Annotated in this window: 23 protein-coding genes; 18 read left to right on the top strand and 5 right to left on the bottom strand. The window is 66.8% G+C overall.

The genetic code is table 11. The annotated features are described in order from the left end of the window. Window position 1 precedes the first annotated feature (1 nt). Window positions 2-244 (bottom strand): chaperone NapD, encoded by a 243-nt coding sequence (locus BLP96_RS03650; RefSeq protein WP_089683168.1) that lies wholly within the window; start codon window positions 242-244, stop codon window positions 2-4. 680 nt (window positions 245-924) lie between these two features. Here BLP96_RS03650 and BLP96_RS03645 point away from each other — a divergent pair. Continuing rightward, window positions 925-1,926, top strand: a complete 1,002-nt coding sequence (locus tag BLP96_RS03645; RefSeq protein ID WP_089683166.1) for an aldo/keto reductase — start codon at window positions 925-927, stop codon at window positions 1,924-1,926. Window positions 1,927-1,932: 6 nt separating this feature from the next. Here BLP96_RS03645 and BLP96_RS03640 read toward each other — a convergent pair whose 3' ends face one another. Further along, window positions 1,933-2,409 (bottom strand): TspO/MBR family protein, encoded by a 477-nt coding sequence (locus BLP96_RS03640; RefSeq protein ID WP_176761445.1) that lies wholly within the window; start codon window positions 2,407-2,409, stop codon window positions 1,933-1,935. A gap of 81 nt (window positions 2,410-2,490) precedes the next feature. Between BLP96_RS03640 and BLP96_RS03635 the strand changes: the two genes are divergently transcribed. Then, on the top strand, window positions 2,491-3,153 hold the full coding sequence (locus BLP96_RS03635) for a hypothetical protein (protein WP_089683162.1): 663 nt from the start codon (window positions 2,491-2,493) through the stop codon (window positions 3,151-3,153). A gap of 60 nt (window positions 3,154-3,213) precedes the next feature. On the opposite strand, the gene BLP96_RS03630 is transcribed toward BLP96_RS03635, so the two are convergent. Both BLP96_RS03630 and BLP96_RS03625 read right to left on the bottom strand, forming a co-directional pair. Then, window positions 3,214-5,493 carry a CehA/McbA family metallohydrolase gene (locus tag BLP96_RS03630; protein WP_089683160.1) on the bottom strand — a complete coding sequence of 760 codons (2,280 nt, stop codon included), beginning with the start codon at window positions 5,491-5,493 and terminating at the stop codon, window positions 3,214-3,216. Window positions 5,494-5,576: 83 nt separating this feature from the next. Beyond that, window positions 5,577-6,512: a LysR substrate-binding domain-containing protein gene (locus tag BLP96_RS03625; RefSeq protein ID WP_089683158.1), complete on the bottom strand. Its 936-nt coding sequence runs from the start codon at window positions 6,510-6,512 to the stop codon at window positions 5,577-5,579. Between the two features lie 123 nt (window positions 6,513-6,635). Between BLP96_RS03625 and BLP96_RS03620 the strand changes: the two genes are divergently transcribed. The 12 genes from BLP96_RS03620 (at window position 6,636) to BLP96_RS03570 (ending at window position 18,428) form a co-directional block, all read left to right on the top strand. Next, a complete protein-coding gene (locus BLP96_RS03620; protein ID WP_089683156.1) occupies window positions 6,636-7,886 on the top strand; it encodes a M24 family metallopeptidase in 1,251 nt (416 codons plus the stop codon). Between the two features lie 36 nt (window positions 7,887-7,922). Further along, window positions 7,923-8,816, top strand: coding sequence for a glycine betaine ABC transporter substrate-binding protein (locus BLP96_RS03615; RefSeq protein ID WP_340147949.1), 894 nt, complete (start codon window positions 7,923-7,925; stop codon window positions 8,814-8,816). Window positions 8,817-9,006: 190 nt separating this feature from the next. After that, on the top strand, window positions 9,007-9,156 hold the full coding sequence (locus tag BLP96_RS20075; RefSeq protein ID WP_176761444.1) for a hypothetical protein: 150 nt from the start codon (window positions 9,007-9,009) through the stop codon (window positions 9,154-9,156). Then, window positions 9,156-9,896 (top strand): metal ABC transporter ATP-binding protein, encoded by a 741-nt coding sequence (locus tag BLP96_RS03610; protein WP_089683153.1) that lies wholly within the window; start codon window positions 9,156-9,158, stop codon window positions 9,894-9,896. The genes BLP96_RS20075 and BLP96_RS03610 overlap by 1 nt, the downstream gene beginning before the upstream one ends. Then, window positions 9,890-10,780: a metal ABC transporter permease gene (locus BLP96_RS03605; protein WP_089683152.1), complete on the top strand. Its 891-nt coding sequence runs from the start codon at window positions 9,890-9,892 to the stop codon at window positions 10,778-10,780. Before BLP96_RS03610 ends, BLP96_RS03605 begins: the two co-directional genes overlap by 7 nt. A gap of 23 nt (window positions 10,781-10,803) precedes the next feature. Then, window positions 10,804-11,853 carry a metal ABC transporter solute-binding protein, Zn/Mn family gene (locus BLP96_RS03600; RefSeq protein WP_089683149.1) on the top strand — a complete coding sequence of 350 codons (1,050 nt, stop codon included), beginning with the start codon at window positions 10,804-10,806 and terminating at the stop codon, window positions 11,851-11,853. Between the two features lie 133 nt (window positions 11,854-11,986). Next, window positions 11,987-12,289, top strand: a complete 303-nt coding sequence (locus BLP96_RS03595; RefSeq protein ID WP_089683147.1) for a nucleotidyltransferase family protein — start codon at window positions 11,987-11,989, stop codon at window positions 12,287-12,289. After that, window positions 12,286-12,813 (top strand): hypothetical protein, encoded by a 528-nt coding sequence (locus BLP96_RS03590; RefSeq protein ID WP_089683145.1) that lies wholly within the window; start codon window positions 12,286-12,288, stop codon window positions 12,811-12,813. The genes BLP96_RS03595 and BLP96_RS03590 overlap by 4 nt, the downstream gene beginning before the upstream one ends. Before the next feature lie 76 nt (window positions 12,814-12,889). After that, entirely contained in the window at window positions 12,890-14,068 is a 1,179-nt protein-coding gene (locus BLP96_RS03585) for a UbiH/UbiF/VisC/COQ6 family ubiquinone biosynthesis hydroxylase (protein ID WP_089683144.1), read from the top strand. Window positions 14,069-14,080: 12 nt separating this feature from the next. Continuing rightward, window positions 14,081-14,761, top strand: a complete 681-nt coding sequence (locus tag BLP96_RS03580; protein WP_089683142.1) for an ABC transporter ATP-binding protein — start codon at window positions 14,081-14,083, stop codon at window positions 14,759-14,761. Continuing rightward, window positions 14,761-17,262: an FtsX-like permease family protein gene (locus BLP96_RS03575; RefSeq protein WP_089683140.1), complete on the top strand. Its 2,502-nt coding sequence runs from the start codon at window positions 14,761-14,763 to the stop codon at window positions 17,260-17,262. Before BLP96_RS03580 ends, BLP96_RS03575 begins: the two co-directional genes overlap by 1 nt. Continuing rightward, window positions 17,259-18,428, top strand: a complete 1,170-nt coding sequence (locus BLP96_RS03570) for a lipocalin-like domain-containing protein (RefSeq protein WP_089683138.1) — start codon at window positions 17,259-17,261, stop codon at window positions 18,426-18,428. The genes BLP96_RS03575 and BLP96_RS03570 overlap by 4 nt, the downstream gene beginning before the upstream one ends. A 15-nt stretch (window positions 18,429-18,443) precedes the next feature. On the opposite strand, the gene BLP96_RS03565 is transcribed toward BLP96_RS03570, so the two are convergent. Then, complete coding sequence (locus tag BLP96_RS03565) at window positions 18,444-19,250, bottom strand: helix-turn-helix domain-containing protein (protein ID WP_089683136.1); 807 nt, start codon at window positions 19,248-19,250, stop codon at window positions 18,444-18,446. Between the two features lie 162 nt (window positions 19,251-19,412). Between BLP96_RS03565 and BLP96_RS03560 the strand changes: the two genes are divergently transcribed. From BLP96_RS03560 to BLP96_RS03545, 4 genes are all read left to right on the top strand, one after another. After that, window positions 19,413-20,894, top strand: a complete 1,482-nt coding sequence (locus BLP96_RS03560; protein WP_089683134.1) for an alanine/glycine:cation symporter family protein — start codon at window positions 19,413-19,415, stop codon at window positions 20,892-20,894. 2 nt (window positions 20,895-20,896) lie between these two features. Beyond that, the gene (locus BLP96_RS03555) at window positions 20,897-21,916 is read left to right on the top strand and encodes an asparaginase domain-containing protein (protein WP_089683132.1); all 1,020 of its coding nucleotides are present in this window, start codon (window positions 20,897-20,899) and stop codon (window positions 21,914-21,916) included. 154 nt (window positions 21,917-22,070) lie between these two features. Next, window positions 22,071-22,808 carry a dioxygenase family protein gene (locus BLP96_RS03550; RefSeq protein ID WP_089683130.1) on the top strand — a complete coding sequence of 246 codons (738 nt, stop codon included), beginning with the start codon at window positions 22,071-22,073 and terminating at the stop codon, window positions 22,806-22,808. 89 nt (window positions 22,809-22,897) lie between these two features. Continuing rightward, window positions 22,898-23,413, top strand: coding sequence for a C40 family peptidase (locus BLP96_RS03545; RefSeq protein WP_089683128.1), 516 nt, complete (start codon window positions 22,898-22,900; stop codon window positions 23,411-23,413). Window positions 23,414-23,464 lie beyond the last annotated feature (51 nt).

Genomic DNA, 23,464 nt, shown 5'->3' with positions numbered 1-23,464 from the left:
GTCACGCCTCCTCAACGGGATCACGATAGTGGTAAACCAGGGCCGCACACTGGACGTGTTCCAGCCGCTCGAGGCTGCCAAGCGCCTCCTGAGTCTGTTCGTCGGTCTCCGCTTCCAGCGTGACCACCAGTTGGCCGGCCGGTGTCTGCGCATGCACTTCCACGCCGGTCAGCGTTTCGAGACGCTGCTGCAAATGGACAGAACGCCCCGGCGATGCCGTTACCAGAACCCCTGAAATGTTCATTTCCCCCTCCACGCTTGGTATCGCGCGATCGCGCCATGTCGGGCGCTATCATTCTCGGTTCGAAAAGCACGGCGATACGGTTTTTCCCCACCTTTCCTTACGAAAATTTTCCGCAATTCGGCTGTCGACAAACTCTCCGAGCGCCCCAGTGCTTTTCGCCAAAAACCGCAAAAACCGACATGTCGTATCGAGTTTTCACCGCCCTAACGCGTCATTCATGGCACTAATGAACACTCTAAAGGGGTCATGGCACCCTCATACCTTGACCACCATCAAGAGCGTTAGATGGAAATGGCATTTGAAAAACATTGACAGGCATCAACAGACGATAAAAACCCGACTGTTTTCATCGGGTTAAAAAAAGAGCGACTTGGATTAAAACGAATCATCTCAGCCGGTTATGAAAGCTGCACTTCCATAGGTAGTATTCTAAAATGGCCTCCTAACCCTTTAGAGGTACCTCCAATTATCCGGCTTGAAAAAACTAAAGAGACACTGGATTCGTCGCTCGCATTTCTTCGCTGGTTGAGCATCGATATTCCAAACGATGCCCTACCAAAATACTTGGAAAAATCCCTGCGAGAGACATAGCGAGACGGCATTCATTCACCCGTGACTTGCGGTCCCCTGGCCCGCCTCGGCATGATGGCCAGGAACTCCGCTCCCCTGACGAGGCCCCAATGACGACGCTATTCACTCGCCTACAGGAAGTCGCATCTCCCCGCATCGGCCTGGGCGCCATGAACCTCTCCCACGGCTACGGTCAGCCGGTGCCGGAAGCCGAGGCGGTACGCGCCTTGCACGAAGCCTTCGAGATGGGCTACCGCCACTTCGATACCGCCACCCTCTACGGCGCCACCGCCAACGAACGGGTGGTGGGCAAGGCGCTCGCCGCCAGGCGCAGCGAGATCCTGCTGGCCAGCAAATGCGGCCTGTTCAGCGACCCGCAAACCGGCCGTCGCACCATCGACGGCCGCCCCGAGACGCTGCGCCGGCAGTGCGAGGAAAGCCTCGAACGCCTGCGCACCGACCATATCGATCTCTATTACCTGCACCGCTGGGACAAGGGCGTGCCCATCGAAGAGAGCGTCGGCGCACTGGCACGCCTGGTGGAGGAAGGCAAGATAGGAACGGTGGGTCTTTCCGAGGTATCGGCGGCCACCCTGCGCCGGGCGCGAACCGAGCACCCCATCGCCGCGGTGCAGTCGGAGTATTCGCTGTGGACCCGCAACCCGGAGATTGCGGTGATCGAGGCGTGCCGTGAGGCGGGCACGGCGCTGGTGGCTTTCAGCCCGCTGGGCCGTGGATTTCTGGCCGGAGCCATCCAGGATCCGGAACGCCTGGCGGAAAACGACATGCGCCGCAGCATGCCGCGCTTCAGCACCGACAACTATCCGCGCAATCTGCGCTTGCTGGCCGAGCTCGAAGCCGTGGCGAGAGAGCTCGATGTCACCAGCGGGCAACTCTCTCTGGCCTGGCTACTAGCCAAGGGCGACGACATCCTGCCGATCCCGGGGTCACGCTCCATCGACCACATGCGCGAGAACCTGGCGGCGGAAAGGCTCCGGCTGGATATGGCCACCGTCGCCCGGCTGGACGCCATCATGACGCCTGAGCGGATCGTGGGCGAACGCTACGGCGAGGAGCAGCTGGCCCAGGTCGATACCGAAGCGTTCGCATAGACGACGTCAACCGTTCAGCCACCAGACGCCGGCATTGAGGTAGGCAGCAAGGCTGACCCACGCCAGATACGGGGCCAGCAGCCAGGCGGCGAGCGGCGAAACGCCGGCAAAGCGGCGAATGGTCAGCACGATCAGCGCCCACAACAGCAGCAGATCCGCCAGCGCCAGTCCCATCCAGTGCAGGCCGAAGAACAGCGGCGACCACAGGGCGTTGGCCGCCAGCTGAGCGACGAAGGGCCACAGCACCGTAACCCGCTGCCCCGCCGGCGCGACCCGTGTGGCCCGCCAGGCGGCCAGTGCCATCAGCAGATAGAGCAGGCTCCAGGCAATGGGAAAAGCCAGGTTCGGTGGGGTGAACGGCGGTTTGGCGAGGCTGGCATACCACTCGCCGGGAGGGGTGAAGATGCCCGTCAACGCGGCGAGACCAACCAGCAACAGCCAGGCGAGAAGCAGAGAAAAGGAGCGAATCGGGCGAGGTGGCATGGTGGACATCCATTGCGAGTCGAAGCTGAAGCACGGCCTGCTAGGCTATTAAGATTCTATTCGCCGTTGCGGAGTGCCGTCATGCACCGTCTACCCCTTTGCTGTCTATGCCTGCTGCTCGCCCTGTCGATATCGACGCCCTTGCTAGCCCAGTCACCCCGCGCGGAATACCGCGCCTACGAGCAAGCCCTGGCGGATGGCGCCCGCCAGGCCGACTACTGGCAGGCGGGCTGGGCGACGGTCTACGCCGGGAGCCTGGCCGTGAATGCGTGGCAGGCGAGCGAAGCCAGTGATCGCGACGACCGCTACGACGCCCGCATCGGGGTGGTCAAGTCGGCGCTGGCGCTGGGCGGCGTGCTCACCGACCCGCAACCGCATCCGGCGGCCTACCGCGCATTGCGAGAAGGCGCTGACGATGTCGAAGGGGCCCGGCGACTGCTCGAAAGCGTGGCGGCGGAAGAGCGGCGGCGCCGAAGCTGGCAGGCTCGCCTGAATTCGCTGGCCGTGAACGCCGTGGCCGGCCTGGTGATCGGCGTGGGCGACGGCCGCGGCCGCGACGGCGCGCTCAACTTCGCCACCGGCATGCTGATCGGCGAACTGCAGCTGCGCACCCAGCCGCACCAGGCCACGGCCGCCATCAACCGTTTCCAGCCCGTCGACGTCTCGTTCGGTGACATCCGCCTGGAGGGAGAGTACGCCTGGCTGGTGGGGCCGAATCAGCTCGGCGTGGCGGTGCGCTACTGACGCACGAAGGCCGCACCCCGAGGGGTGCGGCCCTTTCCTGGAGCCGCCTGAAAGGCCGGCTCAGTCGCCGATGGCTGCCGTGTAGGCGTCGGGCGTTTCGCGCTCGACCCACAACGGGTTGCTCCAGGCGGTGTCGCCGTCCCGGTCGTCGACTTCCACGGCGACCCAGCCTTCGGTTTCCTCGCCCAGCGTCAGCGTCAGCTCGGCTTGGCGCCCATCCAGCTCGACGCTTTCCAGCACCTCGCCGCCAGGGCCGATCAGCCGCGCCTCGGCCAGGCCGTCCACGGCCTCTGCGTCGAGCTTCCAATCAAAGGTTTCGCCCTCGGTCAGGCGCAGGGTGTCGCCGAACAGGCCGTTGCGCGGATAGAGCAGCGGCCCCTGGGTGGCGTAGCCGTGGCCATCCTTGATCGCCCGGGCGAAGGCGCGTGGCGTCAGCTCGCCGGGCACCCGGGCCATCATACGGATTCGACCGGTGAGGTCGTTCCAGGCATCGTGGGTATCGGTGCCGGCAGTAAAGTAGATCCGCGTCCCCTGGTCCCAGAGGTTGTGGGCCGTGGCACGGGTCGGCGCGTTGTCGACCTCGGCGTTGAGCTCGAGCAGGTCGAAGCCTGCCGTGAAACCGCCGGGCACGCTGTCACCGGCCAGGTTGCGCAGGTAGCCGTAGTCGTTGAACGGGTGATTCAAGGGGATGACCTCGGCGTTGAGACGCCGGGCATCGGCGAGAATCTCCTGCACGCTGTCGGTACCCGGATCCACCTCGAGTTCGCCGCCCAGATCGATGGGGAAGGGGTTGATGTGACCCCAGGAGGGCGACACCTCGACGGAGGGAATGAAGGGCACGCCACGCCGCTCGGAAAGCGCCTGGAACTCCGCATGATTGACCGTGGAGTCGTGATCGCTGATGAAGGTCAGGTCGAGGTCGGTGGCCAGTTGGGCGCGCACTACCATCTCCGGCGGCGTGGTACCTTCCAGAATGTTGGCGTGGTGGTGCAGGTCACCGCCGTACCATGCTTCGTCGTTGGGCTCGGCGAGCCGCTCGATCTCCAAGTTCTCTTCCACCGTCTCGCCGGAGGCCAGGCTCACCTCGAGTTCCTGTTGCTCGGCGGTGAAGCCGGCACCGGCATCGACACTGAGCCGATAGTCACCGGGCGCCAGCGCCAGTTCGGCACGGCCCACCGGCTCCAGCTCGGTGAAGAAGGTCTGCTTGCCGAGAAACTCCACCGGTGGCTGCTGGCCCTCGAGGATCGCCAGACGGGCATCGCGCGGCTCACCGCTGCCGGCCTCGCGCACCTCGAGGCTGAGCGTACCGGGGCCCTGCAGGCCGTCGAAGTCGAGTGTCCGTTCGTCGTCCGCACCGACTTCCAGGCTTACCGGCTCGCTATTGGCGTGGCCCAGAGCCGTGGCATAGGCGTCGTATTCACCCGCAGGCAGCTCGATGGCGAACTCGCCTTTCTCAGCCAGCGTCCAGGCGTAAGGGTGGCCCTCCTTCTCGATCATCACCAGGCCATCCGGCGGCGCCTCGCCCCGATCGTTGCTCAGGCTGCCGCTGAGGCGTCCGGTGTCCTCGCCGCGACGTTCGGCCTCGGCCGCCACCACCGGCGCCAGATCGCCGTCGGGCACCACCTGCAGCCAGCCCTCGAAGGTACGCGACTCGCCCGGGGCCAGGTCGTGCTCCCGATACATGTCCTGGCCTTCGTAGTTGACGCGGTCGAAGTAGGGGGCATGCAGGGCGAATACCCAGTCGCGGTCGTAGGCCACCATGCGATCGCTGAGCGCGTCTTCGGCGGTGGTTTCCTTGGCATCGCCGAGACCGGGAATGCCGAACAGGTAGCCGGTATCCGGCCACAGGGTGAAGCCGGAGCGAATCGCGTCCAGCGACTCGTCGCCGGCATTCTCGAGCTCGGTCTCGAGATGGATGCGATCGCTACCGGCTTCCAGGGTGTAGGTGGTGGTCACCCAGGCATCGGCCCAGTTGCGACGGATGCGCACCACGGCTCGCTCGGGAGAATCCTCGACGACCTCAACCTCCTTGCCATCGTTGGGCCAGGAGGACCAGTTGTTGGGGATGAAATCGGCGAAGGCGATGCGATCCAGGTCGACCTCGCCCTCCTTCACGGCGGCCAGGTCCACCAGGGTGCCGCGCGGCACCCCCCAGGGCGGACGCGACTCCACGGCGATGGCGAAGGCCAACCGGTCGTTGGCGACGGTCAGGTCCTCCTCAGCCAGCGCTTCGCCATCGGGGATGTCGGTGGCGCCACGGGTGATGCTGACATCGGCCTGGGCAACGGGAATACCGGTCAGAAGGCCGGCCAGTACCAGACGATGGACTCGCTGGTTCATCAGGGCTTCTCCTTTTTTATGACTGGTTGTCATCGAAATGTCACACGGCCAGGGTGATTTATTTTGAATGAACATTCAAATAATCAAGAACCAGGCCGCTTCGCTGACAAGGGATTCCACCCCAACAGCCACGCGGTGAAGCGCTCCACCTCGGGGTCGCCCTGACGATGGCGCCGGCAGGCCAGCCAGTAATGGCACCCCGTGCTCACCTGATGCTGCCCCAACCGCTCTAAGGTGCCCGCCGCCAGGCGGGCATCGACCAGGTGGCGGGTGCCCAGCGCCACGCCCTGACCGTGCTCGGCGGCATCCAGCAGCAGGGAATAGCTGTTGAATACCGCTTCGCGCACGGGCACTGCCTCCTCCATGCCCATCGCGGCGAACCAGCGGCCCCAGTTGACCCAGTTGGGCTCGATGCGCTCGAAGTCGAGCAAGCGATGCTCGAACAATGCCTCGGGCCCCGCGAGATCACGACCGTGCCGATCCAGGTAAGCCGGTGCTGCGACGGGAAACAGGCACTCCTCGAACAGCGGCACCAATACCCAATCCTGGCGGGGCGGGCTGTCGTAGAGGATGGCGATGTCGATGTCGTCGGCAACCAGATCGCTACTGTGATCGCTGGTGACCAGGCGGCAATGAATGGACGCCGCCGGATGGCGACGCCAGAAAGCATGCATGGCGGGGCTCAGCCAGAGATGCGATACGGCGGTATTGGCGGCCAGGCTGAGGTCCAGAGTGGCTTGCGGCGCGCTGACGGTTTGCACGGCATCCACCAGATAGCTGAGCGCGGCGTTGACCCTCTCCTGCAGCTGTTCGCCTTGCCGGGTCAATGCCACCCCTCGTCCCGCTCGGCGAAACAGCGCCGTTTCCAGATAGGCCTCCAGTGCCCTGACCTGTTGACTCACGGCCGCCTGGGAGACGTGCAGTTCGCGAGCCGCCCGCGAAAAGTTCTGCTGGCGGGCGGCCGCCTCGAAAACCAGCAGGGAGTACAGCGGCGGGAGTCGGTGGCGAAAGCTTTTCATCAGATTATCTTATTAGTTTCGATAACAAGGTAAGCCATACACTGACATCTTAGGGACCCATAGACTAACGGAACAGCCAAATTCAAAGCTCAGCTTATCGAAAGCCCTTTTCAGCGAGTCCCTATGCCCTTGATCGATTGGCACGCCGAACGCAGCGACCGTACCCCGCTGGAAGTGGAGGAACCCGCTTCCACCATCGACCTGGTCGCGGTGCGTCGCTACCGCCTGGCCAGGGTGAGAGAGCAGATGCGTGGCCTCGGCATCGGTGCCGTGATCCTCTCCGACCCGATCAACATTCGCTATGCCACCGGGGCACGCAACATGCAGGTGTTCAGCGCCCGCAACGCCCCTGCCCGTTACTGCCTGATCACCGAGCAGCGCGTCATCTTGTTCGAGTTCACCGGCTGCGAGCACCTGGCCCGCGGGCTAGAGACCATCGACGAGGTTCGCCCCGCGCTGACGGCCAGCTTCGTCGCCGCCGGGCCCGAGATTGCGGCCCGTGAAAAAGCCTGGGCCCGCGAGATGGCCGCCCTGATCACCGCCGAGGTCGGTGCCGGCGTACCGGTCGGCATGGAGCGCATGAACGCCGGCAGCGCATTGGCCCTGGCCGCCGAGGGCTTTCCGCTGATGGATGCCCAGCACCCTCTGGAGCTGGCCCGCAGCATCAAGTCGGCTGAAGAGGTCAAGTGTGCCGTCGCCTCGCTGCGCGCCACCGAGGCGGGCGTGGCCGCCCTGCGCGAGGCGATTCGTCCGGGCATCACCGAGAATGCCCTGTGGTCGGTGCTGCACCAAACCATCATCGAACGCAACGGCGACTACTGCGAAACGCGGCTGCTCAATTCGGGCGAGCGCACCAATCCCTGGTTCCAGGAAACCGCCGACAAGCCTCTCGAGGTCAATGAACTGGTAGCCCTGGATACCGATGTCGTGGGCTGCTACGGCTACTACTCGGATTTTTCGCGCACTTTCCATGTCGGCCCGGCACGCCCCTCTCCCGCGCAACGCGAGCTTTACCGACTGGCCCACGAGCAGGTGCACCACAACATGGCCATCATCGAGCCGGGGCTGAGCTTTCGCGAATACGCCGAACGCGCCTGGGACATACCGGCACGCTTCCATGCCAACCGCTACTACCTGTCCGCTCATGGCGTCGGCATGACCGGCGAGTATCCCTACCTCTACCACCGCACCGACTTCCCCGATGCCGGCTACGACGGCGTGATCGAGCCCGGCATGACCCTCTGCGTGGAGAGCTACATCGGCGCCGAAGGCGGCCGAGAGGGCGTCAAGCTCGAGGAGCAGTTGCTGGTGACCGAGACCGGCACCCGGCTGCTGTCGCGCTTTCCCTTCGAGGAAGCGCTGCTGGCGCCCTGACCCATCCTTCCACTTCCGTGACAACAAGGAGATCGCATGACAATGATTCGCCCCCTTTCCCTGAGCATCGTCGGCGGCCTCGCCCTGGCAGGCAGCGGTTTCTCGTCGGTACAGGCCGAGCAGCGCGAGCTGACCATCGGCACCAACAACTGGGCCGAGAACGTCGCCGTGGCCAACATGTGGAAGCTGGTCCTGGAAGAGGAGCACGGCTACGACGTCAGCCTGCAGGATGCCAGCAAGAGCGTCATCTACAGCGGCCTGGCCAATGCGGATTTCGATATCTCGCTCGAGATCTGGCTGCCCGTCACCGATGCCGAGTTCCTGGCCCCCCATGAAGAGCGCATCGACGTTCACGACGGCTGGTACGAAGGTACGGGGCTGGGGCTGGTCGTCCCCAGCTACGTGGACATCGACACCATTCCCGAGCTGGCCGACAGCGCAGACGAGTTCGACTACCAGGGTCGGCCGACCATCCTCGGCATCGACTCCGGCTCGGCCATCGCCGGGCTGACGGAAGACGCCATCGCGGAGTACGACCTGCCGCTCGAACAGGTCAACAGCTCCGACCCGGCCATGATGGCCGCGCTGGACGACGCCATCTCCCGCGAGGAGCCGCTGGTCGTGACCCTGTGGAGCCCGCACTGGGCCTTTGCCGAGTACGATCTGAAGTACCTCGAGGACCCGAAGGGCGTCTACGGCGAGAGCGAAACCATCTACTGGTTTTCGCGCAAGGATTTCGCCAGCGACGACCCCTGGCTCACTGCCGTCCTCGATGCCTGGGAAATGGACGACGACAGTCTCGGCGGCCTGATGGCCGAGATCGAGCAGCGCGACGACCCGGTGGCCGGCGCTCGACATTGGATCGAGGAAAACCGCGACCTCATCGACGAGTGGGTCGCTGCAGGCGAGGCAGCGACAGCCGACGACTGACCCCTTCGTTGCCCCACCAGGAGGGCCGAGGCGATCTCGCCGTCATGCCGTCTGCCAAGTATCCGGCATGGTTGGCACCGCCGAGGCCCTCTCGACTGCCCCTGCGGAAGCTGTCCAGCGCCTGAAACGAGCATGGTCATTTCATGGCTTGTTATGTTATAACCTCCTGCGCAGATTGATGGAGGTCAGCATGGCGCACCAACGACATCGGCACCGCCCGGAAGGGCCGTGCCATTTCTCCCTGATGTCGCTCTCCGCGACGCGACGGCTGCTGCTGGTCGCTACCCCGTTGGCCGGCCTATGGCTGGCGGTCAGCTGGGCTGCAGGATGGTGGAGCTGATGGCGACACCCACCGAGGGCCCGCGCCTGCAGCTGGACGACCTACAGCTCGCCCAGGGCAATCGCACCGTGCTCCAGCATGTCGACGGCGCTTTTCGCGACGGCGCCATCACCGCTCTGGTGGGCGCCAACGGCACGGGCAAAAGCACCCTGATACAGGGCATCATGGGCCTCCTCAAGCCGGTCGCCGGCCGCGTGCGCTGCCGCGTGTCCAAGGAGCGGCGGGCCTGGCTACCCCAGCAGCTGGCACTCGACCTCACCTTCCCGATGAGCGTGGAGGAGCTGGTGATGACCGGCAGCTGGCCTAGCCACGGCGCCCTCAAGGGCTACTGCGCCGCCCATTACCGGCGCGGGCGCGAGGTCATGGCACGCTTGGGCATCTCGCACCTGGCACACCGGCCGCTGGGCGAACTCTCCGGCGGGCAACGCCAGCGCGCGCTGATCGGCCGTACCCTGATGCAGGAAGCCGAGCTGCTGCTGCTCGACGAACCCTTCGCCAACGTGGATGCCGAGACTGTCGACGTACTGACCACGGTGCTGCGCGACATGGCCGACAGCGGCGCGACCCTCATCGTGGTGCTCCACGACACCGAACAGCTCGCCCGTCTCGCCGACGAGGTGGTGGTACTGTCTCACGGCCACGCCCACTGGACCTCCACCGAGGCGGTACTCAAGGGGCACGGGCCGGCGTCGCCGGTGGCCCCCATGTCGCTGGGCCTATCGGGGGTGAGCGCATGCTAGCCCTGCTCGATGCCTGGCTTCTGGCTCCCTTCGATTACGGCTTCATGCGTCGCGCCCTGGTCGCCGGTTTGGCACTGTCGCTGGCCGCCCCGCCGCTGGGCGTCTTCCTGATGCTGCGCGGCATGAGCCTGATCGGCGACGCCATGGCTCATGCCATCCTGCCCGGCGTGGCGCTGGGCTTTCTGCTCGCCGGTTTCTCGCTGCCGGCGATGAGTCTCGGCGGCGTGCTCTCGGGCCTACTGGTGGCGATGCTCGCCGGAGGCGTGTCGCAGATGACCGGCCACCGCGAAGACTCCGCCATGGCCAGCTTCTTTCTGATCTCGCTGGCCGCCGGAGTGATGCTCGTCTCGCTGGGCGGCAGCAGCGTCGACCTCACCCACGTGCTGTTCGGCTCGGTGCTGGCGGTCGATTCCACCGCCCTGCTGCTGATCGCCGCCATCAGCAGCGTGATCGTGGTCACGCTGGCCACGATCTTCCGCGCCCTGGTGGTGGAGAGCCTCGACCCGCTCTTCCTGCGCGGTCAGGGAGTGCACGCCAGCCTGGTTCACGGCATCTTCCTCGGCCTGCTGGTGCTCAACCTCACCGCTGGTTTCCAGACGCTGGGCACGCTGATGGCGGTGGGACTGATGATGCTGCCGGCCACCACGGCACGCTTCTGGAGCCAGCGCCTGGAGGGCTTGATCGGCATCGGCATCGGCATCGGCATGGCAGCGAACGTCTGCGGTCTGCTGCTCTCCTATCACCTGAGCATCCCCTCCGGCCCTGCGATCATCCTGTTCGCCGGCGTCGGCTACCTGGCCTCGGCCCTCTTCGGCCGGCACCACAGCCTCACTGCACGCCTGCGCCGCCGTGCGGCACCGTTGGGCGCCCCGGAACCCCACTGACGATCTCTGCAAGGAGTCCACGCATGCGCACTGTCACCCTCGCCGCCCTGGCCTTCGGCGCCTCGACGCTGCTGGCGCTGCCCAGCGCCCTGGCCGAAGAACGCCTCCAGGTGGTCACCAGCTTCAGCATTCTCGGCGACATGGTCGAGCAGGTCGGCGGCGATCGAGTCAGCGTGACCTCGCTGGTCGGCCCCGACAGCGACACCCATGTCTACTCGCCCAGCCCCCGCGATGCACGCGCCCTGGCCGAGGCCGACCTGGTGGTGTTCAACGGCCTGCGTTTCGAAGGCTGGATGGAGCGGCTGATCGATTCCAGCGACTATGCCGGTCCCCGGGTGACCGCAAGCGACGGCATCGAACCGCTGGACGTTGCCGGTCATGACGACCATGGCCACGATGACCATGGGCACGGCCATGACGATCACGCCGACTCGGACGCGCATGACGACCACGCGCATGGCGACCAGGATCCCCACGGCTGGCAGGATCTGAGTCAAGGCGTCGTCTACGTGAGCAACATCCGCGACGGCCTGATCGAGGCCGACCCAGCCAACGAAGCCAGCTACCGCGAGAACGCCAAGCGCTATATCGGTGAGCTCGAGGCCACCGACGCCGAGATTCGCGAGTGGCTGGCCGAGATTCCCACCGGCACCAGCGTGATCACCGGCCACGACTCCTTCGGCTACTTCGCCAGCGCCTACGGCCTGCGCTTCTTGTCGCCGGTGGGGCTGTCCAGCGAGGCCGAGCCCAGCGCTGCCGACATGGCGCGGCTGATCGACGTGATCCGCGAAGAGAACGTGCACGCGCTGTTCCACGAGAACATGACCAGCCCGGCGATCATCGAGCAGCTCGCCGAGGAGACGGGGCTCTCCATCGCCGGCACGCTGTATGCCGACGCCCTGGCCGTCGAGGGCGAGGCGAGCACTTACCTCGGCATGATGCGCCACAACGCCCGAACCCTGCACGACGCCCTGGCCGAGCCGGGGCATGACGGCCGCGATGACGATCATGGCCATGACGATCATGGTCACGACCACGACCACAGTCATGATCACGATGACCATGAGCACTGACCGCCTAGCCTGAAGGTACCGCCGAGGGATGCCGGATAGCATCCCTTGGTCTTGATAAAAAGCCGTCGCCCCCGCCTCAGACGCTCAGGCGAAGGAATGCTAGACTCAGCATGCCACCATTGGAGTCATCGGCATGCGTTTGACGTCTCATCAGATCTCCACAGTGCTCACCGTTTCACACCGCATTGCCGGCACCGAGGCCGAGGTACGTCTGTTCGGTTCCCGGCTGGATGACAGCCGGCGGGGCGGAGACCTGGATCTGCTAATCATCACGCCACACAGGATGTCGCGCCTGCAGCGCGCCGAGCTCAAGGAAAGTCTCGAAGAGGCCCTCTCCATGCCTGTGGATATCCTCAACTACGTACAGGACAGCCCGCCCACGCCATTCCAGGCCATTGCCTTGGCCCAGGCCCACTCGCTGGACGATGCCGCATGACATCCGACGTACTCGAGGAACAACAGCGCCATCTGGCAAGGCTTCTGGAAGCGATTCAGCGCTGTGCCTGGTTCCTTCATGAGTCGGAGCGCAAGCTCGACTGGCCCATTGACGCCGACTGGCTGGCCAGACACAAGAAGGATGTCGATCTCTTCGAAACCCTGGCCGCCATCAACGAGCGCTTTGCCAAGCTGCAAGACACCCTTGCATCGGCCATGCGCCATACCGCCTTGCTGATGGGCGAGTCCACCGACAGTTTCCTGAAGGTGCTCGCATTCTTCGAGAAGCAAGGCGTCATCGATTCCTTGGAAGGCTGGCAGCGCTGTCGCACGGTGCGCAACATGGCAGCCCATGACTACGATACCGAATACCCGGAGATCGCCGAGCACTTCAACTTGCTGCATCAACAGACGGCCATGCTCTTCCGGGCAGCCCGGCAGTTGATAGCCCTGTGTCATGACCTCCTCGATATTTCGCCCGCCTCCCAGGACTTTTCGACGGAATTCGAGCGCCTCTTCGCCTGAGCATGGCCGACACTCTCCACTGCCAGCCCCCTGACGCGGTATCCTGATGGCGTGACGCACCCACCAGGAGACACGCATGGACGAGACGCAGGACGCGATCATCATCGGCGGCGGCATGGTCGGGGCGGCCGTGGCAGCGGCGCTGGGCCAGGTGGGCATGACGGTGACGCTGATCGAGGGCGGCGCCCCACCGGCGCCCATCGCCGACGGCGAGCCCTTCGACCTGCGCGTCTCGTCGCTGAATCTGGCCTCGCAGCGGCTACTGGAAAGCGTGGGCGCCTGGCCCTTCATTCCCGAGACGCGCCGCTGTCCCTTCCGTCACATCGAGGCCAGCGACGCTGCCGAGCGTCGTCATATCCGCTTCAGCGCCGCCGATCTGGGGCTCGCCGATTTCGGCCACTTCGTCGAGAACCGGATGATTCGCCGCGCCCTGTGGCAGCGCCTGGCCGAGCTGCCCAGCGTCACGACGCTATGCCATGCCAGCCCCACTGCACTGATCCGCGGTGGACAGCACGCACTGGTCGAACTCGAAGACGGTCGCCTGCAGGCCGCTCGGCTGGTGGTCGGCGCCGACGGGGCCGGGTCGCGTACCCGCAAGCTGGCTGGCATCGCCACCCGGGATGCGGATTACCGGCAGCGGGCACTGATCGTCAACGTCCGCACCTGCCGGCCCCAGCAGGACGTGAGCTGGCAGCGCTTCACACCCACCGGGCCCCAGGCCATGCTGCCGCTGCCCGGCCCCCACGCTTCGCTGGTGTGGTACGACACCGACGCGACCACGCGCGAGCGCGAAGCGCTGGATGACGAATCGCTGCGTCAGGCCGTCGAAGCGGCGTTTCCTGCCCGCCTGGGCGGCATCGACGCCGTGCTCGGGCGCGCCAGCTTTGCCATTCGCCGCCGCCACGCCGAGCGCTACACGCGCCGCCGCCTCGCCCTGGTCGGCGATGCCGCCCACGTCATCCATCCGCTGGCCGGCCAGGGGCTCAATCTCGGCTTGCAGGACGCCGCCGAGCTGGCCAGGCAGGTGACCGCCGCCCATGCCGCTGGCGAGGATCCGGGCAGCCGACAGGCATTGGCCGCCTATGCCCGCATCCGCCGCCCCCAGACCCTGGCGATGATGGCCGCCATGGAGACCTTCCACCGGCTCTTCACCGGCCCGGCGCCGCTGCGCCAGGCCGGCTCTGCCGGCCTGGGAGTCGGGGAGCGTCTCGGCATCGCCAAGCAGGGGGTGATGCGCCGCGCCCTCGGCATCTGAAGGACACCCGTCATGCTGGAATTCCGTCAGGTCCGCAAGGCCTACGCCACGCCTCAAGGGCCGCTGCCGGTGCTACGGGGCGTCGATATGTCGCTCGGCCGCGGCGAAAGCCTGGCGCTGATGGGCGAATCGGGCAGCGGCAAGTCGACCCTGCTGCACCTGGCCGCGGGGCTCGACCTGCCCGATGATGGCGAGGTTCGGCTCGCCGGCCAGGCGATCTCCTCGCTCGGCGAACCCGCCCGGGCGCGGCTGCGCCGCGACACCCTGGGGCTGGTGTTCCAGCAGTTCCACCTGGTGCCGAGCCTGAACGTGGCCGACAATCTGCGCCTGCAGGCGCGCCTGGCCGGACGCGAACGCCCTGACTGGTCGACGTATCTCCTGCAGCGCCTGGGGTTGGCGGGACTCGAGACGCGCTACCCGGAGCAACTCTCCGGCGGCCAGCAGCAACGCCTGGCCATCGGTCGCGCCCTGGCACCGCGCCCGTCGTTGCTGCTCGCCGACGAGCCTACCGGCAACCTCGACGAAACCACCGCCGACGCCGTGCTCGCCCTGCTGCGCGAGCTGGTGAGCGAAGCCGACAGCGCCCTGCTGGTGGTCACCCACAGTCCCCGCGTCGCGGCCCCGCTCGACCGCTGCCTGCGCCTGACCCATGGGCGGCTAGGGCCAGCAACGCTCACGGAGCCTGCCAAGTAATGCTCACTGCGCTGGCAACGCTGCTCTCCCACTACCGCCGCCATCCCGGTCAGCTGGTCCTGCTGCTGCTCGGCCTGTGGGTGGCCAGCGCGCTGTGGAGCGGCGTGCAGGCGATCAACGCCTCGGCCCGCGACAGCTACGCCCGCGCCGAAGCGCTGTTCGCCACCGGTCTGGATCGCCTGGAGCGACGCGACGGCGAACCCCTGACCCGCGACGACTTCCTGCGCCTGCGCCGCGCCGGGCTGCCCGTCTCGCCGCTGCTCGAAGGCGAGGTGAAGACGCCGGACGGCTCGCGCCTGACGCTGATCGGTATCGACCCACTCACCCTGACCGGCGACAGCGCCTTCGCCACCGCCGGCAACCGCGGTGAGCTCAGCGGCTTTCTCACCCCGCCCTGGCAAACCCGACTCGCCCCGGATAGCCTCGCTGCGCTGGGCCAGAGTGCCAGCGAAGCCTCTGGTGCCGAACCGCGACTGGCCGACGGCCGGCGCCTGCCACCGCTGGCTCTGGTGTCGAGACTGCCGCCTGACACCCTGGTCATGGACATCGCTGCGGCGGCGAGGCTTCTCGAGCACGGCGAAACGCTCAGCCGACTGGTCGCGGCGCCGGGGGCCCTGCACGAGGCACCATCCGGCTTCCTGCTGACCCGCGCCGACACTCGGCTCGAACCGGGCCAGCTCACCGGGAGCTTCCACCTCAACCTCACCGCCATGGCGCTGCTGGCACTGGTAGTGGGGCTGTTCATCGTCCAGGCGGCGCTGGGCCTGGCGCTGGAGCAGCGCCTGGGGCTGCTGCGCACGCTGCGTGCACTCGGCGTCTCCGCTCGCCAGTTGGTGGGGCTGCTGGCACTCGAGCTGGTGCTGCTCGGTGCGCTGGGAGCGCTTGCCGGCATCGTCAGCGGGGTGTGGTTGGCCCGGCTGCTGCTGCCCGACGTGGCCGCCACCCTGGAGAGCCTCTACGGAGCCCAGGTCGCCGCCGAGCTACGGCTCCCCTGGCACTACTGGCTGGGTGGGCTGGGCGTGACCCTCGGCGGGCTCTTCCTCGCCGGCAGCGGCGTGCTGTGGCGAGCGGCACGGCTCAGCATACTGGGCCTCGGTCAGGCCCAGGCGTGGCGTGCGGGCTTCGTGCGCCAGCTGCGCAGCCTGGCGCTGGCCGGGGCGCTGGTTGCCGTGGCGGGGCTCGCGCTGTGGATCTGGCTCAGCCGTCAACCATCCGGCGAGGGGCTCATCGCCAGCTTCGCGCTGATCGCCGCGCTGCTGCTGGCCAGCGCCCTGTGGCTGCCACCGCTGCTGGGGCTGCTGATCGCCGGCCTGGCCCGGCTGCTCCGTCACCGGCCGCTGGCGCAGTGGGCATGCGCCGACCTGCAGCTTCAGTTGCCGCGACTCTCACTGGCCATGATGGCACTGCTCATCGCGCTTTCCTCCAACCTGGGCATCGGCAGCATGGTGGGGGGCTTTCGCCTCACCTTCCTCGACTGGCTCGACCAGCGCCTGGTCGCCGATCTCTACCTGCGCCCACCGCCGGAACGCTTCGCCACGCTCGAGGCCTGGCTCGACGAACGCGCCGAGGTGGCCGAGACGCTGCCCACCCGCCATGCCGAAGGAACCCTGCGCGAGGCCGAGCGCGATGGCACCGCTCGCCCGCTCGACCGGCCGGTGAGTCTCTACGGCATCACCCCCGGGGCGGCGCTAACTCCCCACTGGCCGCTGCTCGAAACCCAGGCCGGCCGCGACGCTGCCTGGCAGGCCTTTCGCGAGGGGGCGGCCTTCGTCAACGAGCAGCTGGCCATTGCCGCAAGGCTGGCCCCGGGCGACGAGATCGTTGTGAACGCCGGAGGGCGCCGCGCGACGCTCGTCGTGGCAGCGGTCTACCCCGACTACGGCAACACCCGCGGCGAGGTGCTGCTCGCCACGCCGCAACTCGCCGCGCGCTTCGGCGGCGAGGCGAGCTCCATCGGCATCGTGCTTACCGCGGGGGCGAGCGGCGAGGCGCTGGACAATGCCCTGCGCGAGCGCTTCGCGTTCGGCCGCGATGCACTGGTCGACCAACGCGAGGTGAAGCGGCTGGCAGTGACGATCTTCGAGCGCACTTTCACCATCACTCGCGCGCTGAGCGCCCTGACCCTGGCCGTGGCCGCCTTGGCGCTGCTGGCCAGCCTGCTCGCCCAGGCAAGGCAGCGCCGCCGACAGTTGGCGCCGATGTGGGCGCTGGGAGTGCCGCGGGCACGCCTGGCGGCGGTGCAGCTCGCTCAACTCGGCGGGGCGGCACTCGCCACCGGCCTGCTCGCGTTGCCGCTCGGCAGCCTGCTGGCCCTGGGGCTGGTGGCAGTGATCAACGTCGCCGCCTTCGGCTGGCGGCTGCCGCTGCACCTCTTTCCTGGCGAGATGGCGCTGACGCTCGCCACCGCCGTGGGCGTCGCGCTCGCCGCCGCCGCCCTGCCGGCCCTGCGGCTGTGGCGCACGCCGCCTCGCGCCCTGCTCGCCGAGGAGGAATGCCCATGAGCTGGCGTCTCCTGGCCCTGGCCCTCCTCTGCGCCCTGCTGGCCGCGCTGTGGCTGGGCGGCTGCGATACCGACCGAAAGGCCGACCTGGACGCCGGTTTTGCCGGCCTGGGCGAGGCCGCCGGCGACTTCGCCCAGGCCCGCCCCGGCACGCCACTGCACTTCCCCGACGACCATGGCCCGCACCCCGATTACCGCATCGAGTGGTGGTATCTCACCGCCAACCTGGAGGATGAAGCGGGCGAGTCCCTGGGTGCCCAGTGGACGCTGTTCCGCCAGGCGCTGGTGCCGCCCGATGTGCGCCCGAAGCCCACACCCTGGGCGGCCGACCAGCTGTGGATGGCGCACCTTGCAGTGTCGCAGGGCGGCACCCATCGGGTGGCGGAGCGCTTCGCGCGCAGCCATTCGGCTCGCGGTGACGGCCAGGCCGGCGTGCGGTCCAGCCCCTTCCGGGCCTGGCTCGACGACTGGGAGTTACGCGCACGAAGCGAAACGCCCCAAGCGGATGGCTTCGAGCGGCTCACGCTCACCGCTCACCAGGACGACGAGCGTGGCGGCTTCGGCTATGACCTGACGCTGACCGCCGAGGGTCCACTGGTGCTGCACGGCGACGGCGGCTTCAGCCAGAAGGCTGCCGGCGGCCAGGGCTCGATCTCCTCTGGCTCGATGTACTATAGCCAGCCGTTCTGGCGGGTCGATGGCGAGATGACGCTGGACGGCGAGACCCGCACGGTGCACGGCCGGGCGTGGCTCGACCGCGAGTGGAGCAGTCAACTGCTCAATGAGCGCCAGCAGGGCTGGGACTGGTTCTCGCTGCATCTCGACGACGGCCACAAGCTGATGGCCTTTCAGCTACGTGGCGGCGGTGAGGCCGGCAGCGACTACCGCTCGGGCACCTGGGTCGCTGCCGACGGCACGACCACGCCGCTCGCTCCGGACGCGCTCGCCCTCACGCCGCTGGCCACCGCCAAGGTCGAGGGGCGCGAGCTGCCCACCCGCTGGCGTATCGAGATACCGGCCCAGGGCGTCGACGTGGTCGTCCAGGCGCCTCATAGCCAACGTTGGATGAGCACTTCCGTGCCCTACTGGGAAGGCGAGGTGACGGTGACCGACCGCGAAAGCGGCGAGGCGCTGGGCGAAGGCTATCTGGAAATGACCGGGTATTGAGGCGAGCGCACCGGCTCAATGCCGCGCGCGGAAGTGCTGCTCGCCCGGGGCGATGTCGTTGCGTAGACGGTCGCGGAGTTCAGGGTCGAGCGTGGGATCGTCAGGTGCCACCAAACCGCATTGCGAGAGCGCGCGTCGCACGCTCATCCTTTCTCCCAGGCGCTCGTAGACGACACGAACGCAGCAGGGCATGCGTTCGCTGTTGTCAGCGACTCCAAGCTTCAAACCGGTCAGACGATGCACCTGGCTCTGGAAGCTGGGAAACAGGATGGTTTGGGTCACTTCGTTGCCGTTGAGCGTTTCATGATCGACCAGAAAGAGGCGATCTGCCAAACGGACGGCAAGACCATGGTAACGGTTGTGGCAAGTGCGAGCACCGGAGCGTACCCGCATGCGTTCGGTACGCTGGTAGACCACACCCTGCTCACGAGCTTCCAGACAGACCAGCGTGCGGATCAGCCAACCGGGCTGGGACATCGAGTGGTAATACTCGAAGTAGCACCCGAGGTATCGCGCCATCCCCTCCTGCCCTCGGGACAGCAATTCGCTCGGCCATTCCGTGGGCAGCCCAAACGCCGCCGAGCGAGCATGGCGGCCGGCCTGAACCAGAGTGCGAAACTCCGCATGGGGCAGGTCGAGTTCGTGCGACTCGACACCGAACAAGTCGCAAATGCGCTGCAGGGCGACGTGGCGCGGACGGTGGCGTCCGCTGAGGTAGCGATTGAACTGGGCTCGGTTGATATCTAGCCGCCGGCAAACCTCGGCAATGGAGGGGTAATACCCACACAGCAGGCGCAGATTGGCTACGAAATCGTCTTGCATGCCGCTGGCTCCAGGCCACTGAACCGGGCTAGATGGTGCAGACTGGTGCACTCCGAGTGCGCCAAGTATGCACCGCTGTGCGCCAGTGCGCCAAGTTTCCACCGCCAGATCAGCTGCTTCAATGGCCAAGCGCTACCAACAAGACAACAGCGGAGACCCATCATGCTCGATCTGCTCAATGAACTTCTTTGGGGCAAAGTGCTTCTCGTTCTGCTGGTCGCCGTGGGCATCGGTTTCACCATTGCCTCGCGTTTCGTCCAGTTTCGCTACTTCGGCCGCATGTTCCAGATCCTCGGTTCTCGCCAGGCCTTCCGCCATGACAAGCATGGACACCTCAGCAGTTTCCAGGCACTGGTACTGTCCGTGGCCGGGCGTGTAGGCGGCGGCAACATCGCCGGCGTCGCCGTGGCCATCACCCTGGGCGGCCCGGGAGCGGTATTCTGGATGTGGCTGGTCGGGGTGATGGGCATGGCCACGAGCTTCCTGGAATGCACCCTGGCTCAAACCTTCAAACAGCCTCAAGATGACGGCACCTATCGCGGTGGCCCAGCCTATTACATCGTCAAGGGCCTGGGCCGCAACTGGCGCTGGCTGGCCGGTTTCTACTCCGCGTTGCTGCTGCTGACTTTCGGTTTCGCCTTCACCGCTCTGCAGTCCTACGCCGTCTCGACCTCCTTCAACGACGCCTTCGGCGTGCCGGTCTTTTACAGCGGCATCGCCCTGGCCATGCTGGTTGGCCTGATCATCTTCGGCGGCATCAAGCGAATCGCCCGCATCTCGGAAGTGCTGGTACCTTTCATGGCCGTGGGCTACCTGCTGATCGCGCTGATCGTCGTCGGCATGAATATCGACCGCGTGCCCGAGATCGTGACCCTGATCGTCAAGAGCGCCTTCGGTCTCGAGCCGGCCATCGGTGGCGGCATCGGCGCGGCCATCATGATGGGCCTCAAACGCGGGCTGTTCTCCAACGAGGCCGGCCTCGGCAGCGCACCGAACGTGGCCGCCGTGGCTTATGTTCCGCACCCGGCCAACCAGGGCATCGTGCAGGCCTTCTCGGTGTTCATCGACACAGTCATCATCTGCTCATCCACCGCCTTCTTGATTCTGCTCAGCGGCGTTTATGACCCGGGAGCCGGAGGCAACGTCGAGGGCATCGCCCTCACCCAGGCGGCGCTGGCCGATCACGTCGGCGAGTGGGGCCGCTCCTTCGTCAGCGTAGCGTTGCTGCTGTTCGCCTTCAGCACCATCCTCTACAACTACTACCTGGGCGAGAACAGCCTGAATTTCTTCAGCCGCAACAATCAGAACCTGTTCAACGCCTTCCGCGTAGCCATCGTCCTGCTGGTGTGCTGGGGCGCCACCACCGACCTGGGCACGGCATTCGGCTTCGCCGACGTGACCATGGGCCTGCTGGCGGTGACCAACCTGGTCGCACTGATCCTGCTGTTCAAGAAGGGCCTTCGCATCCTCAAGGACTATGACGATCAGCGCCGCCAGGGCGTCTCTCAGCCGATCTTCGACGCCAGCCAGCATCCCGACCTGAACCTCTATCCGCAGGCTTGGGAACTCGAACCGGAGGACCGGGAACGTCTGCGGGCCAGCGGCGCCAAGGCCCAACCCGCTCCTTCAACAACCAAGGCGTGAGCATGGCGCGCCTGTTGGTCCTCTACACTGGCGGCACCCTGGGCATGGAACCCTCGTCGGGGGGCTACGTGCCCTCGCCGCATTTCGCCGAGAGGCTGCAGGCGGTGCTGGCGGCCCAGCCGTCAGATCGCCTACCCAACCATGACCTGCTGGCCCTGAACCCGCCGATCGACAGCGCCGACCTGGAGCCCGCGGCCTGGAACCGGCTGATCGACGCTCTGTCCGCGGCATGGTCGAGCTACGACGGCTTCGTGATCCTGCACGGCACTGACACCCTGGCCTACACTGCCGCCGCACTCTCCTTCCTGCTCGACGCCCTGGACAAGCCGGTGGTGCTCACCGGCGCCCAAATCCCGCTGGGCGAGCCGCGCAGCGACGCCCTGAACAACGTGCTCCTGGCCCTGCAGGCGGCCGGGCACCCATGCGCTCCCCGCGAGGTGTGCATCGCCTTCCATGACCGCCTGCTGCGCGGCAACCGCGCACGCAAATGTCGCACCCAGGGCCTGGACGCCTTCGACTCGCCCAACGCGCCCTGGCTCGGCGAGGCGGGCATCACGCTGCGCCTCGCCGAGCTACCCGCGCTGCCGGCTGGCGCCCCCAACCTGACCCCGGCCGCCTTCGAAGCGGGCCGTGTCGGCGTGTTGCACTGCCACCCTGGGCTGGCAGCGGGGCAGGTCGCCCGGCAACTCGACGATCCGCAGCTGCAGGGTCTGGTGCTGCTGACTTACGGCATGGGCAACCCGCCGGGACTCGACGGTCAGCTGCTCGCTTGCCTGCGCCAAGCCGTCGAACGCGGCCTGGCCATCGTCAACGTGACTCAATGCAGGCAGGGCTCCGTGCAGCAGGGCGCCTACGCCAGCGGCGGGCGACTCAACGACATCGGCATCATCGCCGGGCACGACATCACCCCCGAAGCGGCGATCACCAAGCTGGAGGTGCTGTTAGGCCGCGCAAAGCGCGGCCAGGTGCTGCGCGACGCCCTGTCCCGCCCGCTACGCGGCGAGATGAGCACACCACCGTGACGGAGTCGCCAACTCCCGGCGTTCTGATTCTGATGGTGCAGGCCAGGCCGATGAGCGGTATCTTGACGCTGAGCCGCCACTTCGCTCGAGCTGTCTAAGGTCATACGACGCCTGCTCATCCGGCCAAGCGTGCCCATGTCCCAGGAGATCCGCCATGCAGCCCAGCCTGTTCATTTCCCACGGCTCGCCCATGCTGGCCCTGACCGAGACGCCGGCCCACGAATTCCTGCGTGAACTCGGCCAGGCCCTGGCCCCCGAGGCCGTGGTGGTGGTGTCGGCCCACTGGACCACCGACCGCCTCGCGATCAGCACGAGCGCGCGTCCCGAGACGATTCATGACTTCGGCGGCTTTCCCCAGGAGCTCTTCGAGATCCAGTACCCGGCTCCCGGCGAGCCGGAATTGGCGATGCGCCTGGCCCGGGCGCTCAACGCCGTGCCCACCGAGCGCGGCCTCGACCATGGCGCCTGGGTCCCGCTGTCGCTGATGTTTCCCAACGCCGAGGTGCCGGTAGTCTCGCTGTCGCTGCCGCTGACCTGGTCGAATCAGGCCCTGATGGAGCTTGGCGAAAAGCTGGCGGCGCTACGTGATGAGAACGTGCTGGTGATCGGCTCGGGTAGCCTGACCCACAACCTGGGCGAGCTGCAGGCCCCGGACGCCGCCATGCCGGCCTGGGTGGGCGAGTTCGCCGACTGGGTTCACGCCCGCCTCTTGGAGAACGACCGGGCCGCGCTGCTCGACTGGCAAACCGCGCCTCAGGCCAGGCGCAATCATCCCACCCCGGAACACTTCCAGCCGCTGCTGGTGGCACTAGGGGCAGGCGGCCGGGCCGAGCGGCGCCACCACAGCGTCGAGCACGGCGTACTGGCCATGGACGTCTACGCCTTCGCCTGACGATCAGACCCAGCGCCGGCGGTGCTGGGCAACCGGGGGCGCGGCGGCGTACAGTGTGAAAGGGTCGCTATCGTCTCGTGAGAACCGTCATGACGCCTCAGCGCTCATCACCCCTTCACCACAGCGTCGTACCCTGCCGGACCGCTCGGCTGATGTTGGTGGTCTGGCTTGCCGTGCTGGCGCTCTCGGGCTGCGCCAGCCGTGAACTCTCCACCCGCGATGCCGAGGGTCTGAGCATGGAGCGGGCGCTGATCCTGGCCGAGGCGAAGCGGGCACTGGGTACGCCGTACCGGCCGGGCGGCAGCGACCCACGCGGCCTGGACTGCTCGGGCCTGGTGCAGATGACGCACTCGCGCGCCGGCATCGAGGTGCCGCGTACTGCCGCGCAGCAGTTCGAGGCCTTGCCTTCGGTCGACTCGGCGCGCCCCGGCGACCTGCTGTTCTTCGCCACCGGCCGTGGCGACAAGGCCAGCCACGTAGGGATCTACCTGGGCAACGGCGAGATGATCCATGCCCCCGGACGCGGCCGCCGGGTGGAGCGTACCTCGCTGACCCTGGCCTACTGGCGCGAACGCTTTCTGGGCGCCGCCGGCCCTGCGCCCTGAGCTTCGGCCATTGCCCCCAACAGACGAACGACACACAACACAACAGCCCCC

Source organism: Billgrantia gudaonensis, from assembly GCF_900100195.1.
GTDB classification, from domain to species: Bacteria; Pseudomonadota; Gammaproteobacteria; order Pseudomonadales; family Halomonadaceae; genus Halomonas; species Halomonas gudaonensis.
Note: the sequence above shows the minus strand (reverse complement) of the source record. Positions and strands in the feature narration are given on the sequence as shown.